Consider the following 13,504-nt stretch of genomic DNA (forward strand, 5'->3'; position numbering starts at 1 on the left):
GCGATCCGCGCGAGAGGTCGGAGCCTGCGATCTTGGTGACCGCGTCTCGGGGCATCACGATGTAGGGATTACGGGGAGACATCCGCGCCCCCAACCTCGTCCGGGTCCGGTGTTTCAGCTACTCGCTGAATCGCTCGATCAATCAGGTGGTCGTGCGATGGGTCAGAGACGATTCCATTGACCGACATTGCATCGATGACCCCAGCCTTCATGAGGGCGTACTCGATTCGCCACCCCGATGCCTTCGCCAGGAGCTCGGTGAGACTGGCCTCGGGCTGCCAGCCGCCATCACTCTGAAGCAGGCAGAGCGAGCCTCCCGGAGCTACATGCCATGCGGACTGTGTCTGCTCCCAGATCGACGGCTCCGGGTCGATGGAGTAGATCGTCGGCGGAACCATCGGGTGCGCTGCGGAGTAGACGACGAGCACCCTCAGTTCCTGGTTGCCAAGCAGCTCATCGAGAGCTTCGGGCCTCGGCCGCTCGAAGGGCCAGCGGGGGAGGACACCGATCCATCCGCCGTGCGTCAAGCCGTCATCCGCGGGACTCTGGAATTCGAGCAACGGCGCGAAAGCCAGGACCTCATCTTGGTCGCGCGCCAGCCGCGCGGGTTCGCACTCAGTCCAGAGCACGGGGCTGAGCGCCGTGGTGCCCGCGTCGTGATCCGGTCCTGTTGCGCGAGTCATCCCTGCGGAGTGTCCTTCACCGGCCGGGGCGCCGCGGGCACGACCGCGGGCGCCGGGATGCCAGTGGAGGCAGGAGGCTTCGGGAAATCATCCCCAAAGACCTCGCCCCAGTGCTTGATCGCAGCCGCAGAGTCGTTGTTCGCCTGCGCCTGGAACGCCTTGATGGCGTTGTCTCGGGCGGACCGTAGGGCGTCGGCGAACGCGTCGTAGTCGATGTCGGGCTGAATCGGTCCGCAGAGTCCAGCGGGATCGGCGACTTCGTTCCCGCCCTCGATGTGGTAGCAGGCACTGACGAAGAACTGCTTGATCGCAGCGGGCTGGTTGACGTCCGTCGGCAGGAAGTCGAGCGCGAGGACCTCCATGACGAGAGACTTGATCTTGGTGTCTTGCGCGGCAGCCCACCACTTGAGCATCCGAACAGTGCCGGCGAACTTGCTCCACTGCGCGTGTCGATCCGCCACTTCGGCGATCAGGAACTCTGGGTCACAAGCGACCCAGTCTTCCGAAAGTGCTTCCGGAATAAGGAGCCGCCCATCGCGGCGCAGTGCAGGCATGGCATCAACCGTGAACGCGTCAGGATCGTCGGGGTCATCCAGGAAGCACTTGACGGCATGGTTGCGCCACCGGGCCAGCCGGACGGCGTGGTCGTAGGTGCCGTTCGTCGCCCCGAGCAGCGCGTTGACACGCCCGCGCGTGTAATCGAGAGCATCCGCGGCGGAACTTCCCGGAGTTCCCCACTCAGGATGCTCCTCCTGATCGAAGACGACGATCACATCGACGTCATGGATCGGGTCCTTGTGTGTCCCTCGCGCGAGCGATCCGGACGCGATGACTTCCTTCACGTCGACCTCGGCCCCGAAGGCACCCTTGAAGAGATCGCGTCGAGTGCGGGCTTCGCGGACTTGCGTGATGTCGGCGTTCACGACGTCCTGAAAGGTCTTGAAGGCGTCAGTCACGCTCATAGTCGTTCTCCTGATTGGTTCGTCTGGTCGATCACCGTAGCCACTGCCACCGACATTGCTGTGCGGTGCGGAGCGCGGCACGGTGCCTACTTCTTCGTACTGCCCCTGCCGGTGCTCTCGTTAGTCGTGGTCTTCGGGTGACGCTTCACCGTGGACTGCTTCACGAACCGGCCCGTGACCGCGCTGCGTCCTCGCTTGCCTGCCATGTTCCTCACCTCCTCTGTAGTTCGCGCTCGATGGCGTGTCTCCAGGTTGGAGCACGTCACGACTGTATCAGCAAAGCGGCATCAGGCGTGTTGAGACACGCCGTGTCGTATCAGCAACGAGTCAACGACGCGCTAGGCTTGCCCTCATGGAACGGAGACGGACAGTGGCGGCTAGCACGGCGAGTCCAGCATGACAGGGACCTCCGACACCGCCCCGGGCATGGAGCGGCTCGACCTCACACAATTAGGTGCGATGCTTCGCGAACGTCGCGGGAAGCTGTCGCTTCGTCAAGCGGCTGCCGAGGCTGGCGTCAGCTTTAGCACCTTCACTCGCATCGAGGCAGGCGCTCAGCCGGACCTGACCTCGTTCACCCTTCTGTGCGCGTGGCTCGGCGTGTCGCCCGGGCAGTTCTTCATGTCGACGGCGTTGCGCGAGGTGGCGCCAATCGATGAGGCGATCGCGCATCTTGCTTCCGATCCGCGCCTTGAACCGGATGCTGCATCCAAGATCGCGGAAATGCTGCGCAGCATGTACGACGTCCTGGCCAAGGCGCCGGTGCAGCGCCAGGTGGTTGCTTGCCACCTCCGCGCCGCTTCGATGCTCCGGCCCGGGGTGCCCGAACGGCTCAACTCACTCTTGGGTGAGATGCACAGCAAGTTGGCCGCGCGCGTTTCGGCTGGGGAGCTGTGACGCTACGTCGCGGGTTCAAGGCAGAGGCCGAACGCGAGGCCGCGCGGGTTCGGAAGGAACTTGGACTCGCCTCGCACGATCGCCTTGATCCGCGCGATCTCGCCAAACACCTGAATGTGTCGATCGTTGATGCCGCAGACTTGGTGGACATCAGCGAGCTTGAAGAGCTGGAGCGACTGCAAGCGTTCGCCTTCTCCGCCGCGACCTTCGAGATCGAGGATCGCCGGATCGTTGTCGTTAGCCCGCTCCGGACTCCGGGTCGGCAGAACAGCGATATTGCGCACGAACTGGCGCACATCATGCTGAAACACGACCTTGCTGAAATTCGTGAACTCAACGGGATGCCCTTCCGGACCTGCAAACCAGAGGAAGAGGAGGAGGCCACGGCCTTCGGGGGCACACTTCTTCTCCCGCGCCCACTGCTTCTCAGTGCAGCGCGTCGACGAACGCCCGTTGACCAAATTGCCAGCCAGTACGACGTGACGGTCGAGATGGCGCGCTTCCGTTACAACACCACCGGTGTCGCCAAGCAGGCTGTGTCCCGATAGGCGGGTCGAGAACGGTCCGCGGTTGGTTGCCGCTGTGAATCTCGGCGACCGATCGCTTGACCAGGATCAGGACGGTTCTTGTGCGCGACCAACGACTCGATATCGCCGGTGTCGGTGACCAGCCTCGCGAGGCCATCCTGAAGGAGGTGGTGTGGCCCAGCACTCGTGGCGCTGGTCACGGGTCCTGGTACAGCTCCGACGGCGCGCCCGAGTTCGTGCGCGCGCCGGGCGACGGTCATTGATCCAGAGCGAGCGCCGGCCTCAACCACGAGGGTCGCTGCGGAGAGTGCAGCCATAACCCGCGCCCGAGCAATGAAGCGGTGGCGCGTCGGCACTGCGCCAGGTGGAACCTCGCTGAGCACGAGGCCGAGGTCGGCCACCCGCTCAAGCAGTTCACGGTGACCCATCGGGTACATGCGGTCAACGCCGTTCGCCATGACCGCGATCGTGTCGCCACCGGATGCCAGGGCCGCTCGATGGGCAGCACCTTCGATGCCGTACGCACCGCCGGCCACGATGATCCGCTCAGCGCTGGCGAGGTCGGAGGCAAGCTGCCCGGCCACATGCTCGCCGTAAGAGGTCGAAGCCCTCGCGCCGGTGATCGTGACGAGATCGTTGAGCGGTCGCGCGAGGAACGATGCCGTGCCACGAGTCCAGAGGACGTACGGCCGTCGGTCGCCAAGATCGTCGAGCGCGGAAGGCCATTCTTCGTCGCCGGGAATTAGCGTGCCGATACCGGCGCGCTCGGCTCCGACGAGGTTCTGTTCAAGTGTCCGAGCATCTGAGCGCTCGAACTGGGCACGCCACACCTGAGCGTCAACGGGGCTGAGGCCCGGCACCACCTCATCACCCTCGGCGAGTCGGAGCAACTCAAGCGCACCGAGCTCACCCAGGAGGCGACCGGTCACGGCATCGTCCGGTTCAACGAGCATCGACAGCACCATGCGCGCCGTGCGCTCGTCCTGGACTACCTGGCTCAGGTTCGTCATCGTCGGGTCCTCTCACTCCTACACAGAGAGGTGCGCGCGGCGACGCGACGGCGAGGGTTCCATGAACGCCGCCCCCGGCGTACAGTGGATGGTGAGGCAGGTTCTCCTCATATTGCGGGTCCTCCGGGACGGCCTTCGGGCACTCACACACGTTCTGCCTCCTCGACGGAGTAACACGTGTGACGAGAGGCCCGACATGTTCCGCCTTATCTGGACGCTCAGCGTTCGCACCCGCGACTACCTGCTCCGCTACATGCCGAGCAACCGACTGCTCGCTGCCATCCGCACACGTCGCGGACTCAAGTGGGGGATACCCGCGATGCTGGTCGCGCTTCCGTACATCCTGATCGCCAGCATCTGCTCTGGCTCGGCAGCCGACGGCGGCCCGGGCTGGCTGCACCTCATCGTGCTGTGGGCATGCTGGAACGCGCTCAAGTTCATCATCATGGGACCCGTGAGCGTCGCTCTGCTCATCCGTGCGCGCCTGCACGAGGCTGCGGTCCGTCGTCACCAGCGCCATGACTCGCGCGTCGAGGCGAGCCTGCATGAGCCAGCCCTTCGTGTTTAGGCCCAACCGCCCACGGCAGTGGATGCCGTGATGCGAGAACCACAGCGCCCGCCAGGCCGGATCACGACGCCGTGCGAAGCGAGCGCTCGTCGGACAGCCTGAGGCCCCGCGCCAACCTTCGCCCCGACCTCTACCAGCGTCAACCCGCTGAGGTAGAGGTCGGCCGCTTCGTGGATGCGGGAAGGGTCGAACCGCCCGCGGCGGATTGTCACCTCCCGCCGGGTGAGGTGAGTGGCGACCGTGCGGCGGTTCACGCCGAACACGGATGCCAGCTCCACGAGCGTTGCGCCCTCGCGGTACTGCGCCACCAGATCGTCGACCTGCTCCGTGCGAAGGAGGGTTTGAACCATCCCAAGTGATCGCACCACTCGCCCCCTTGAGTCGGAAACGGTAGGCTCAGAGGAGCGCTGGTCGTGGTCGTAGAAGCCCCGTGACCTGCGCAAAGACAAGGTTTTCAGGTGTGGGCAGGGGTTCTCAAACTCTCTACGGAGGTCCACCCAAAGTGTCTTACGGGAACACGCGACATCGGAAGATGGCGAGTGTTCCCGTTTGGCTTCCTTGCCTGCCGCGGCGCTCATCGCCTCGGTGACGATGGTGGCGAACGGCTCGGCGAGGCGTGGGCGTAGTTGCCCGTCGTCGGTGATCTCCAGGCGCGTGTAGAACGCCTGGTTCGCGAGCCTTCGGTTCCCGCCGTCGGAGTGCGCGTAGGCGCGGTGCGCGTCGGTGAGCAGTCGTAGCGAGTCGTGGAGGAACGCCCGTGCCCCGGAGTGGTGTTCGTCGTGCAGGGCGAGGCGTTGCTCGATGTCGGCGAGGCCCGCGCGGATGCGGTCTTGGTGCCGCTTCAACGTTGGCAGGTCGATGGCGTCGGCGAAGTGCGCCGCCAGGGCCTTGTCGCTCTCGGCTTCGAGTCTGGCGCGGTTGGCGGTGAGGTCAGCAAACTCCTGATCCCGCCCAGCGCTCTGCTCATCGAACGCGGCGTCGACTTCGGCGGCGAGGTGTCGGTAGTCGGCCTCGCTGATCGTGATGTCGCGGTATGAGTCCTCCACCAGCTGCTCAGCAACGTGGACGGGCACGGCGCGTCGGGTGCAGGTGGTCTTCTTCGCTGCGCGGCCGGAACAGATGAAGTAGGCGTAGGTCGTGCCGCGCGGGTTGGTGGCGAAGTCCAGCAGCATCCGCGACCCACAGGAGCCGCAGTGCAGCAGGCCTTTCAGGTGGTGGGCGTGCGTGACGTGCCGTGTCATCTTGGCGTTGCGGGCCTTCAGCAGCGATTGCACCTGGTCGAACAGCGCGGGTTCGATCAGTGGCTCGTGCGCGCCGGGGTGCAGGGCTCCCTTGTAGCGGACCACTCCGGCGTAGTACGGGTTCGTGAACAGCTTGTAGAGGGTGTTCTTCCCGAGCGGCTTCGGCGGGCGCTTCGGCGATGGCACGGTGGTCAGGCCTCGCGCGGTGAGGTCGCGCAGCAGCCCGGTGACCGAGGTCTCGCCCTTGGCGTAGGTCTCGAACGCCCACCGGATCAGCGGCGCACGTTCGGGATCGATCTCGACGGTGCGAATCTCACGGCCCTGGGCGTCGGTGCGGCGGACGTTGAGGTAGCCGACCGGGGCGCGCATCGGCGTGCCGCCCTGCACGAGCTTCTGCGTCAACCCTTTGGTGACTTCGGTGGCGAGGTTGCGGGAGTAGAACTCTGCGATGGACGACATGATCCCGTGGACGAGCATCCCGGAGGGCGTTTGGTCGATGGACTCGGTAGCCGACACGAGCGTCACCCCAGCGGCGAGCAGAGCCTCGTGAATCTTCACGTCATCGGAACGGTTGCGAGCGAGCCGGTCGAGCTTGTGCACGATGCAGAACGTCACCCTGGTGGCGGTGATGAACGAGAGCATGTCCTTGAGCCCGTCGCGATCCGCCGACCTGGCCGACTCTCCGGCGTCGATGAACTCGCGCACGACCTTCGCACCCAGTTCGTCGGCCTTCCTCGCGTTCGCCTCACGCTGCGCGGGGATGGAGAAGCCCTCGTCGGTGCCGCCGCGTTCGGCCTGCTCGCGGGTGGAGACACGGAGGTAGGACGCCGCGAGCAGTACAGGAGCGTCTGTCTCAACGATGACGCCAGTAGTGATCGTGGTGCTCATGGTGGGCCTCCTTGCGGGAGCGATACTTGCTCTCGATTCTCTCGCGCACCCCTGACAGTCCGAAGGGCTGGAGGTGCCTCGGCGAACTCGTTGGGCAGCTGGAGCCCGTAGGGATCGGGTTCGCCAGCGACCCAGGCCCGGTGCCGCGCCTCGGCGATGCCGAGCACCCACTCGATGAGCTTGCCCAGGTCAGCCTCATCCCGCCGCGTCACCCGCAGCCTCAGACTCCTCGCCTCACCAGCCATGACGAACAGGTGCACGCCCGCACGCACGATGTACGAACTCTGTTCCAAGATCGTTCCTCACAGAGGCGACACGCCTCTTGCAGATCAAGGATCAGCCACTTACGTCGGTGACGAAACCGACGTACCGTAGAACATGGCCCGCAAACGCTACGACCCCGACAAGGCGGAGTTCGACGCCCGCTACCAGCGCTGGCTCGCCGCGCTCGAATCCGGCGACGAAGCCGAACTCGTCGAAGCCACCGCGGCGATCCCCACACTGAACAGCCGAGTGCTCGACAGGTTCTTCGCCGTCGAGAGCGACGAGCTCGGAAGGCCTCGACAGAGGGCGATGGAGCAACGCCTGATCGTCCTCCTCAGCGAGCTTCGCCCCCACGAAACGGCCCGCATCCGTGAACTACACAAGGCCAGGCAACGGCGTCTCGACCGCACGACCCGGATCGGACGGACCGTGGAACTGCCCACCAAGTGCGCTCGCTGCGGTAGCAAGCTCCGAGAGGTCAAGCCGACGGGTAGACCGCGTATCTACTGCTCCCCGGCCTGCCGCAAAGCCGCGTATGAAGACCGCCGAGCCCACCGCGACGGAGCCGTCAAGGTGCAGGTCGTCGAGCGACGCGTCACCGAGGTCAGAGAGCGCCGCATCGATGTGCCCCACCCGCGAATCGACTGCATCAAGTCGGTACTGGCCGACGACGACGCGATGATCCGAGTGATCTGGACACTCGCTGTCCTTGTGCAAGACCACAGCCGCAAGGAGTACGACCCGAGCCAACCGAAGTTCGAGAGGCTCCGCCAACACACCAAGAGTCTGTATGAAGCTCTCGAACATCGCATGGGCAACGACCAGTCGTAGGACTGCTCGCATAGTCTGCGTGTTCCCCGTGGCGTCAGTGGCCCCAGATACCTGCGCGCTACCGAGGCGCCGCCTGGCATCCGCTTGACAACTGTGGATACAGTCGTATTCTAGATACAAGCGTATTCCGAAAGGGAGTCATGCAGACCGAACTTGCACAGATTGAGGTATCCCCTCACGTCCGTCCCATGGCGACCTGGGAGGTGCGGCTGCCGTGGTTCTGTGCGATCGTCGTCGGCCTGGGAGGTGTCGTCCTGACCGCGTTTGGGACCGGCTTCAGCCAGGCTCGAGGACTCGACGAACCCACAGCCACCTATGCTCAGGCCGCCTTTGTCGGGGCGTCGGCACTGATCGGGTTGGTGATCATGTGGCGAACCCGGCCGACCCTCGCCGGGTATGGGTTTCGCCGCCCGCGAGCGATGGCGGACGCGCTGTGGGCGATTCCCTTGGCGGCCCTGCCGGTGATCCTCGTTGCCTCCGCGCCTATCGCCGTGGCGGCCAGCCAAGCACTCGCCTACGTGGTGCTCGCCATCGCAGTGAGCTTCAGCGAGGAGATCTGGTTCCGAGGATTGCTGCTCGCGTCGTTGCGGAGTCTCGGTCGGAGGCGGGCGGTCGTCGGGGCGTCTATGGTGTTTGGCACCTTGCACCTGACGAACCTCTTCGCTGGTGGTGAACCGACCTTTGTTGGGCTGCAGTTCGCGTTCGCGTGCCTGGTTGGGTTCGTCCTCGCCGAACTCGTGGAGGTGACGGGAAGCCTGTGGATCGGCATCGTGTGGCACATCTTGTACGACGCTGTAGCGTTTAGCATCGGCGACTCGCTGAGTCGTGTGACGCTGGTCGCAGTAGCGGCCATGACGGCTGTGCTGGTCGGCTACGCCGTCTACCTCTGGCGTCGGCTGCCCAACGATACTCAGTTCGGGCAGGCCTGAGCCGTGGACCTCAGCCCGCGTCAGGCGGAGTTCGCTGATGCTGCCTTGCGCCTGGTGGCACGTGACGGGCTTTCGGCGGTCACCTTCCGCTCCTTGGCTGCGGAAGCGGGCATGTCGCTTGGTGCGGTGCAGAAAGCATTCCCCAGCAAGGAACAACTGCTCCGTGCCATGTTCGGGCGGCTGCGCGAGACGGCTTCCCTGCCTGCTCTCGGCGAACCCGGGCGTCCTACTTTGCGCGACTGGTTCGTAGCGCTCATGGTGACAGTTCTGCCCCTGGACGCACCCCGCCGAGCGGCCGAGTTGCAGGGCGCGGCCTTCGTCGAACGGGCTCCGTTCGACGCGGAGATCGGGATGGCGGTCGCGGCATCAGATCAGGAACTTCGAGCCGCATTCGCGTCGCTAGTACGCCGCGCCCAAGCAGAGGCCGAGGTTCCCGCGTCCATCGACCCGGATGCCACGGCCTGGGCGGTGCTCGCCTTCATGCAGGGAATGGCAAGTCAGCTAACGTATGATCCGGTGGCCGAGGAAGCAGTTCGAGACCAGTGCCGATTGATCGTCGACGCCCTGCTGCATGGGAGCCAGGCCGGCGAGCACGATGAACCTGCGTCGCCGTGACTCCGGCGGGATGCCCATGGCCCCTGCACCCACACCTTGCGGCGATCGCTGCGGGCCTGCTTGGCGTGCCTGGCGAGGACTGCCCACTCGGGCGACGAGCTCGGAGTTCCCGACCCTGGAGCGGGCTTCGCAGTAGGCTTGCTGTGTGTCCCCTTCAGTGACAAATCAGCGTCAGGCAGGGTGGCGTTGCCTGAGGGAGAACGACACCCGTGGATGATCGGACTACCGCAGCGGGAACGGGTGCAGAACATTGGCGCGGCGTTTTGCTCACCGGTGCCGGTGCTGCTGCCGGCTCGGTCGTCTTCATCGTTGTACAGATCGCCGTTTTCGCCTTGCACCCGCCGCCGGCGTCGGTGGATGGCTTCTTCGTCCTCATGGATGAGAACCCGCTACTCGGCATGCTCAGCCTGGACCTGCTGCTCAGCGTGAACAACGTGCTCGTGGCCTTGGTCTATCTCGCACTGATAGTCGTGCTCTGGGATCGGGCGAGGTCGACCGCCGCGATCGCCGGGTTGCTCATGGTCCTCGGGATGGCGGCCTACCTCTCCTCAAACCCGGCCGTCGACATGCTGCTGCTCTCACAACAGCACGCAAGTGCCACTCCCGCCGATCAGCCAGCACTTGTGGCAGCCGGGGAGGTGCTGTTGGCGTCGTGGCGTGGGACCGCATTCCTGACGTACTACGTCTTGAACGGCATCGCCCTGCTACTCGTCGCCATTGCCCTGCTACGCACCAAGGCACTTGGGCGCGCCCTCGGATGGTGGGCGCTCGCATCCGGGGTGTTGATGCTCGTCCCATCGACCTTTGGGTTGATTGGGCTCGTGATGTCGGTCCTGTCGCTTCTGCCCTGGTGCGTCATGTGCGTGATCGCGGCCGCGCGTCTCCGCGCGCTGGCCGCAGGGGGGCTTGAGCCTTCCCAAGCCCACGGACTGTCGGCCTCCGGGAGTCCATTGCAGTAGGTTGAATTGGTGCTCGGCCCGCTTGTGGTAGCCCGGTGACCCACGCAAAGACCCGATGCGGTCCGCCGTCTTCGAGGCGACCTCCGACCGGAGGAACGGGGTACGAGTCGGCCAACCTGTCGTCGCTACCGCCCACCAGGTCAGCTGACACGATGCCGACTTCGCCTCCGGACCTTCGGCGTGATTGGGATCGCACCCTCGCGTCACCGCCACTGGACCGCGTCCCAATGAGCTTCAGGGTTGCCGCGTCTTCGCCCACACCGTGCCCCGGTGAACGCCGAACTGCTTTGCCAAGATGTTCACGCTGACACCGTTGGCGCGGGCTGTTCGCATAGCGTCCACTTCCTCCCCCGTCAGCGGTGTTCGAGTGCGTCTCCTTGGCTCTGCCGACGTGTCGATGAGCGGGTCATCCGGCTCACCAATGAACTCAGCGGCGCCACCAGACCCCTGATTCCACGTGGAAATCAGCTGCTCGACCCGCTGTCGCGTGTTCCCATAGTGGTCGATGGAGTCCACCCAGTTGCTCTTATCAGAATTGCAGCCGACGCTTGCGGGGCCGTCCGAGAGGGCGGCCTCAGTCGTCTCCGAGCCTGCCTTGGTCGGTGATGCTTGCGAAGGGTTCGTTGAGTTCGGCGCGGATCTGGTCTGGGCTGAGGAAGATCCCGGTGAAGATGGCCCGGTTGAGCTGCTTTCGTACTGTCGTGGATGCGTTCGTGTAGGCGGTGTGTGCGTCTTGTAGCAGGTCGAGGGCGTCGCGGATGCGTTGTTCGACGTCGGCGCTGTCGGACTCCAGCTTCGCCTTCTCGCGGGCTAGGTCGTGTTACGTAAGTCGTTTGAGCCAGTCGTTGATTACTCCGATGTGGAGGGTGGCGGTGTAGCGGACAGCGAGTTTGTCGTAGCGGGTGGCGAAGGCTCGTTGGTGTTTGAGCTTGTTGATGCCACATTCGACCGCGTGGCGGTCCTTGTAGGTGGTTGGGTTGAACGCTGGCGGGCGACCGCCCCGGCGGCCACGGCGTCGGCGGTTGCGGGCCTGGTCGGCCGGGGTCGGGATGGTGGCTTTGATCCGATGATCACGTAGCCAAGCCCGGTTGGCCCGTGAGGAGTACGCCTTGTCGGCCAACACGCGATCGGGACGCCGGCGCGGTGCCCCGACCGGGTTGGCGACCTTGATCGCTTCCAGCACGGTGGTGAACTCCGGACTGTCGCCGGCTTGGCCGCCGGTGATGTGGAAGGCCAGCAGGCCACGGTCTTGGTCCACGGCCAGATGTGTCTTGGTGGACCAGCCGCCCCGGGAACGACCGAACCCGTGATCGGCGGATTCTCCGGGAACCCGTTCGACCGAGTCACGTCGAGCACCAGCGGCGTGAACGTGCCCACGACAGCTGGTGGAGTCCACCGAGACCTGCCATTTCACCTTGCCACGAGCCTGTGCAACGGCTCGCAGCGTGTCCTCGATGTGTTCCCACACCCCGCGGATCTGCCAGGTGGCGAACAACATGTAGATCCGTCCCCAGGGTCCGTACCGGTCGGGGACATCGCGCCATGGGCATCCCACTCTCGCTCGGTGACGTATCCCATCGATCAGCTGCCGTAACGGCCATTTGCGTGGCCGTCCCCGTGCTGGGGGAGTTGGCAGCACGCTCTGGAGGAGCGCCCACTGAGCATCGGTGAGGTCATGACGGCGGGCAACATCTACGATTGGCACGAGGACTCCCGGGGAAGTAGGAGTGACTAGATACCAATCCGTCTACCCCGGGAGCCCTCCCACCGTCAGGACCGACACGCCAGCCGCCACACCCTCGTCGGACACCACTTTCGAAACACGACCTAGCTCCGACAGGTCGGTCTTGAGGCGCCGTTGGCTGGTGAGGAAGAGGTCGCGGGGATGGCGTCGGCGTAGTGGGCGTCGAGGAGCTTGGTGTGGTTTGCCTCGATCGTTTTGGTCTTCTCGGCGATCTCTTCGAGTCGCTCGTTGTTGACCGCCTGCTGCCGATGCGGGGTGGCCAGCACGATCTGTTCGGCGCGGTCACGCTGGTCTGAGTTCAGTTCGATCGAACCGCAGAGGTCTTCGACCAGTCGCTCGACGTTGGTGATCGGCAGGGCTTTGCGTTGGGGGCAGGTGGAGTCGCGGCGCCGGTGGCAGACGAAGTACTCGTAGACGTGGCCGTTTCGCAGTGGTCACCGCTTCGGCCTGTGGGGTTGCGCTGACCGGCGCGGGTGTTCTGGACGATCAGCCGCCTGCCGCATTCGAAGCAGAAGACCGTGCCTTTGAGCTAGTGGTCGTGGACACGGGAGCGTTCTCCGTTGCGCCGTGCGGTGAGGATGTCCTGCACGGTCGCCCAGGTCACCGGGTCGATCAGTGGCTTATGTCCTCCAGGATGCTCGACGCGTTGAACACCACGACGCCCTTGTAGTAGGGGTCGCGCAGCAGACGGTGCAGCCCAGTCACGGTCAACGACCGGGCTGGCGTGGTCGGTCCCGGCCTGATCCTCAGCCCGCGGTCTTCCAGTTCAGCGGCCAGCCGGGTGACGCTCCACTCGCCGGTGGCATACTCGTCGAACGCCCAGATGACGTGCTCAGCTCGCTCAGTGTCGACAGTCACGGTGCGGACGTCACGTCGGTCGTTGAAGCGACGCTGGTTGAGATAGCCGAGCGGCGCCCGCTCCGGCGTGCCTCCCTGAATGGCCTTCTGTCGCATCCCCTTCATCACCTCGGTGGCGAGGTTCTGGGAGTAGAACTCCCCGATGGATGCCATGATCCCAGGCAGCAGCCTCCCGCTCGGTGTCGTGCTGATCGCCTCAGTGGTAGAGACCAGGTACGCACCCGCTCCCCGGATCGTCTTCGTGATCGCCGCATCATCGGCGCGATTCCGGGCGAGGCGGTCGATCTTGTGCACGATCACGAAGTCCACCGGTCGGTCCTGAATGTACTCGAGCATCCGCTGCAACTTGGGTCGCTCCAGCGATCCGCCGGAGCGGCCCCGTTCGACGAACTCGGCGACCGAGCGTGCCCATCTCCAGCGCTCGTCGACGGTTCGCTTCCCGCTGCGCGGGTATCGATAGACCTTCCGGCTCAGAGCCCCGTCGGGCTTGATCGAGGGTGGAGACGCGGACATAGGACACAGCCCGAA

The 13,504-nt window shown here is 65.0% G+C and carries 14 protein-coding genes; 8 read left to right on the plus strand and 6 right to left on the minus strand.

Going from position 1 to position 13,504, the window contains the following annotated elements; genetic code table 11:
• Positions 1 to 68: 68 nt before the first annotated feature.
• On the minus strand, positions 69 to 683 hold the full coding sequence (locus QUE25_RS08845) for a ubiquitin-conjugating enzyme family protein (protein ID WP_286264137.1): 615 nt from the start codon (positions 681 to 683) through the stop codon (positions 69 to 71).
• Positions 680 to 1,645 (minus strand): nucleotidyltransferase domain-containing protein, encoded by a 966-nt coding sequence (locus tag QUE25_RS08850; RefSeq protein ID WP_286264138.1) that lies wholly within the window; start codon positions 1,643 to 1,645, stop codon positions 680 to 682. The genes QUE25_RS08845 and QUE25_RS08850 overlap by 4 nt, the downstream gene beginning before the upstream one ends.
• Before the next feature lie 426 nt (positions 1,646 to 2,071).
• Here QUE25_RS08850 and QUE25_RS08855 point away from each other — a divergent pair, with 426 nt between their 5' ends.
• Together QUE25_RS08855 and QUE25_RS08860 are read left to right on the plus strand one after the other, a co-directional pair.
• Positions 2,072 to 2,542 carry a helix-turn-helix domain-containing protein gene (locus QUE25_RS08855; RefSeq protein WP_286264140.1) on the plus strand — a complete coding sequence of 157 codons (471 nt, stop codon included), beginning with the start codon at positions 2,072 to 2,074 and terminating at the stop codon, positions 2,540 to 2,542.
• On the plus strand, positions 2,539 to 3,090 hold the full coding sequence (locus tag QUE25_RS08860; protein ID WP_286264142.1) for an ImmA/IrrE family metallo-endopeptidase: 552 nt from the start codon (positions 2,539 to 2,541) through the stop codon (positions 3,088 to 3,090). The genes QUE25_RS08855 and QUE25_RS08860 overlap by 4 nt, the downstream gene beginning before the upstream one ends.
• Here the strand turns inward: QUE25_RS08860 and QUE25_RS08865 are convergent.
• A complete protein-coding gene (locus tag QUE25_RS08865; RefSeq protein ID WP_286264143.1) occupies positions 3,048 to 4,079 on the minus strand; it encodes a DNA-processing protein DprA in 1,032 nt (343 codons plus the stop codon). The genes QUE25_RS08860 and QUE25_RS08865 overlap by 43 nt on opposite strands.
• Before the next feature lie 196 nt (positions 4,080 to 4,275).
• On the opposite strand from QUE25_RS08865, the gene QUE25_RS08870 reads away from it, so the two are divergent.
• Positions 4,276 to 4,647, plus strand: coding sequence for a sulfate permease (locus tag QUE25_RS08870; RefSeq protein WP_286264145.1), 372 nt, complete (start codon positions 4,276 to 4,278; stop codon positions 4,645 to 4,647).
• Here QUE25_RS08870 and QUE25_RS08875 read toward each other — a convergent pair.
• Positions 4,644 to 6,776, minus strand: a complete 2,133-nt coding sequence (locus QUE25_RS08875; RefSeq protein WP_286264147.1) for a recombinase family protein — start codon at positions 6,774 to 6,776, stop codon at positions 4,644 to 4,646. The two genes, QUE25_RS08870 and QUE25_RS08875, sit on opposite strands and share 4 nt — an antisense overlap.
• A gap of 378 nt (positions 6,777 to 7,154) precedes the next feature.
• On the opposite strand from QUE25_RS08875, the gene QUE25_RS08880 reads away from it, so the two are divergent.
• The 4 genes from QUE25_RS08880 to QUE25_RS08895 all read left to right on the plus strand — a co-directional run bounded on the left by QUE25_RS08880 (position 7,155) and on the right by QUE25_RS08895 (position 10,374).
• Positions 7,155 to 7,871 (plus strand): hypothetical protein, encoded by a 717-nt coding sequence (locus QUE25_RS08880; RefSeq protein WP_286264148.1) that lies wholly within the window; start codon positions 7,155 to 7,157, stop codon positions 7,869 to 7,871.
• A 188-nt stretch (positions 7,872 to 8,059) separates the two neighbouring features.
• Positions 8,060 to 8,800 (plus strand): CPBP family intramembrane glutamic endopeptidase, encoded by a 741-nt coding sequence (locus QUE25_RS08885; RefSeq protein ID WP_286264150.1) that lies wholly within the window; start codon positions 8,060 to 8,062, stop codon positions 8,798 to 8,800.
• Positions 8,801 to 8,803: 3 nt separating this feature from the next.
• The gene (locus QUE25_RS08890; RefSeq protein ID WP_286264151.1) at positions 8,804 to 9,415 is read left to right on the plus strand and encodes a TetR/AcrR family transcriptional regulator; all 612 of its coding nucleotides are present in this window, start codon (positions 8,804 to 8,806) and stop codon (positions 9,413 to 9,415) included.
• A gap of 209 nt (positions 9,416 to 9,624) precedes the next feature.
• The gene (locus QUE25_RS08895) at positions 9,625 to 10,374 is read left to right on the plus strand and encodes a hypothetical protein (protein ID WP_286264153.1); all 750 of its coding nucleotides are present in this window, start codon (positions 9,625 to 9,627) and stop codon (positions 10,372 to 10,374) included.
• Positions 10,375 to 11,194: 820 nt separating this feature from the next.
• On the opposite strand, the gene QUE25_RS08900 is transcribed toward QUE25_RS08895, so the two are convergent.
• Positions 11,195 to 12,079, minus strand: coding sequence for an IS5 family transposase (locus tag QUE25_RS08900; protein ID WP_425332701.1), 885 nt, complete (start codon positions 12,077 to 12,079; stop codon positions 11,195 to 11,197).
• A 194-nt stretch (positions 12,080 to 12,273) separates the two neighbouring features.
• On the opposite strand from QUE25_RS08900, the gene QUE25_RS08905 reads away from it, so the two are divergent.
• Positions 12,274 to 12,414: a hypothetical protein gene (locus QUE25_RS08905; protein ID WP_286264155.1), complete on the plus strand. Its 141-nt coding sequence runs from the start codon at positions 12,274 to 12,276 to the stop codon at positions 12,412 to 12,414.
• 316 nt (positions 12,415 to 12,730) lie between these two features.
• On the opposite strand, the gene QUE25_RS08910 is transcribed toward QUE25_RS08905, so the two are convergent.
• A complete protein-coding gene (locus QUE25_RS08910) occupies positions 12,731 to 13,489 on the minus strand; it encodes a recombinase family protein (RefSeq protein WP_286264157.1) in 759 nt (252 codons plus the stop codon).
• Positions 13,490 to 13,504 lie beyond the last annotated feature (15 nt).

Origin of the sequence: Brooklawnia propionicigenes, from assembly GCF_030297015.1 — a bacterium.
Taxonomy (GTDB): domain Bacteria; phylum Actinomycetota; class Actinomycetes; order Propionibacteriales; family Propionibacteriaceae; genus Brooklawnia; species Brooklawnia propionicigenes.

Coding starts and splice junctions, on each gene's coding strand:
- QUE25_RS08875 (WP_286264147.1), bottom strand. CDS start 6,776: ATGAGCACCACGATCACTACTGGCGTCATCGTTGAGACAGACGCTCCT.
- QUE25_RS08885 (WP_286264150.1), top strand. CDS start 8,060: ATGGCGACCTGGGAGGTGCGGCTGCCGTGGTTCTGTGCGATCGTCGTC.
- QUE25_RS08845 (WP_286264137.1), bottom strand. CDS start 683: ATGACTCGCGCAACAGGACCGGATCACGACGCGGGCACCACGGCGCTC.
- QUE25_RS08870 (WP_286264145.1), top strand. CDS start 4,276: ATGTTCCGCCTTATCTGGACGCTCAGCGTTCGCACCCGCGACTACCTG.
- QUE25_RS08910 (WP_286264157.1), bottom strand. CDS start 13,489: ATGTCCGCGTCTCCACCCTCGATCAAGCCCGACGGGGCTCTGAGCCGG.
- QUE25_RS08880 (WP_286264148.1), top strand. CDS start 7,155: ATGGCCCGCAAACGCTACGACCCCGACAAGGCGGAGTTCGACGCCCGC.
- QUE25_RS08865 (WP_286264143.1), bottom strand. CDS start 4,079: ATGACGAACCTGAGCCAGGTAGTCCAGGACGAGCGCACGGCGCGCATG.
- QUE25_RS08855 (WP_286264140.1), top strand. CDS start 2,072: ATGGAGCGGCTCGACCTCACACAATTAGGTGCGATGCTTCGCGAACGT.
- QUE25_RS08850 (WP_286264138.1), bottom strand. CDS start 1,645: ATGAGCGTGACTGACGCCTTCAAGACCTTTCAGGACGTCGTGAACGCC.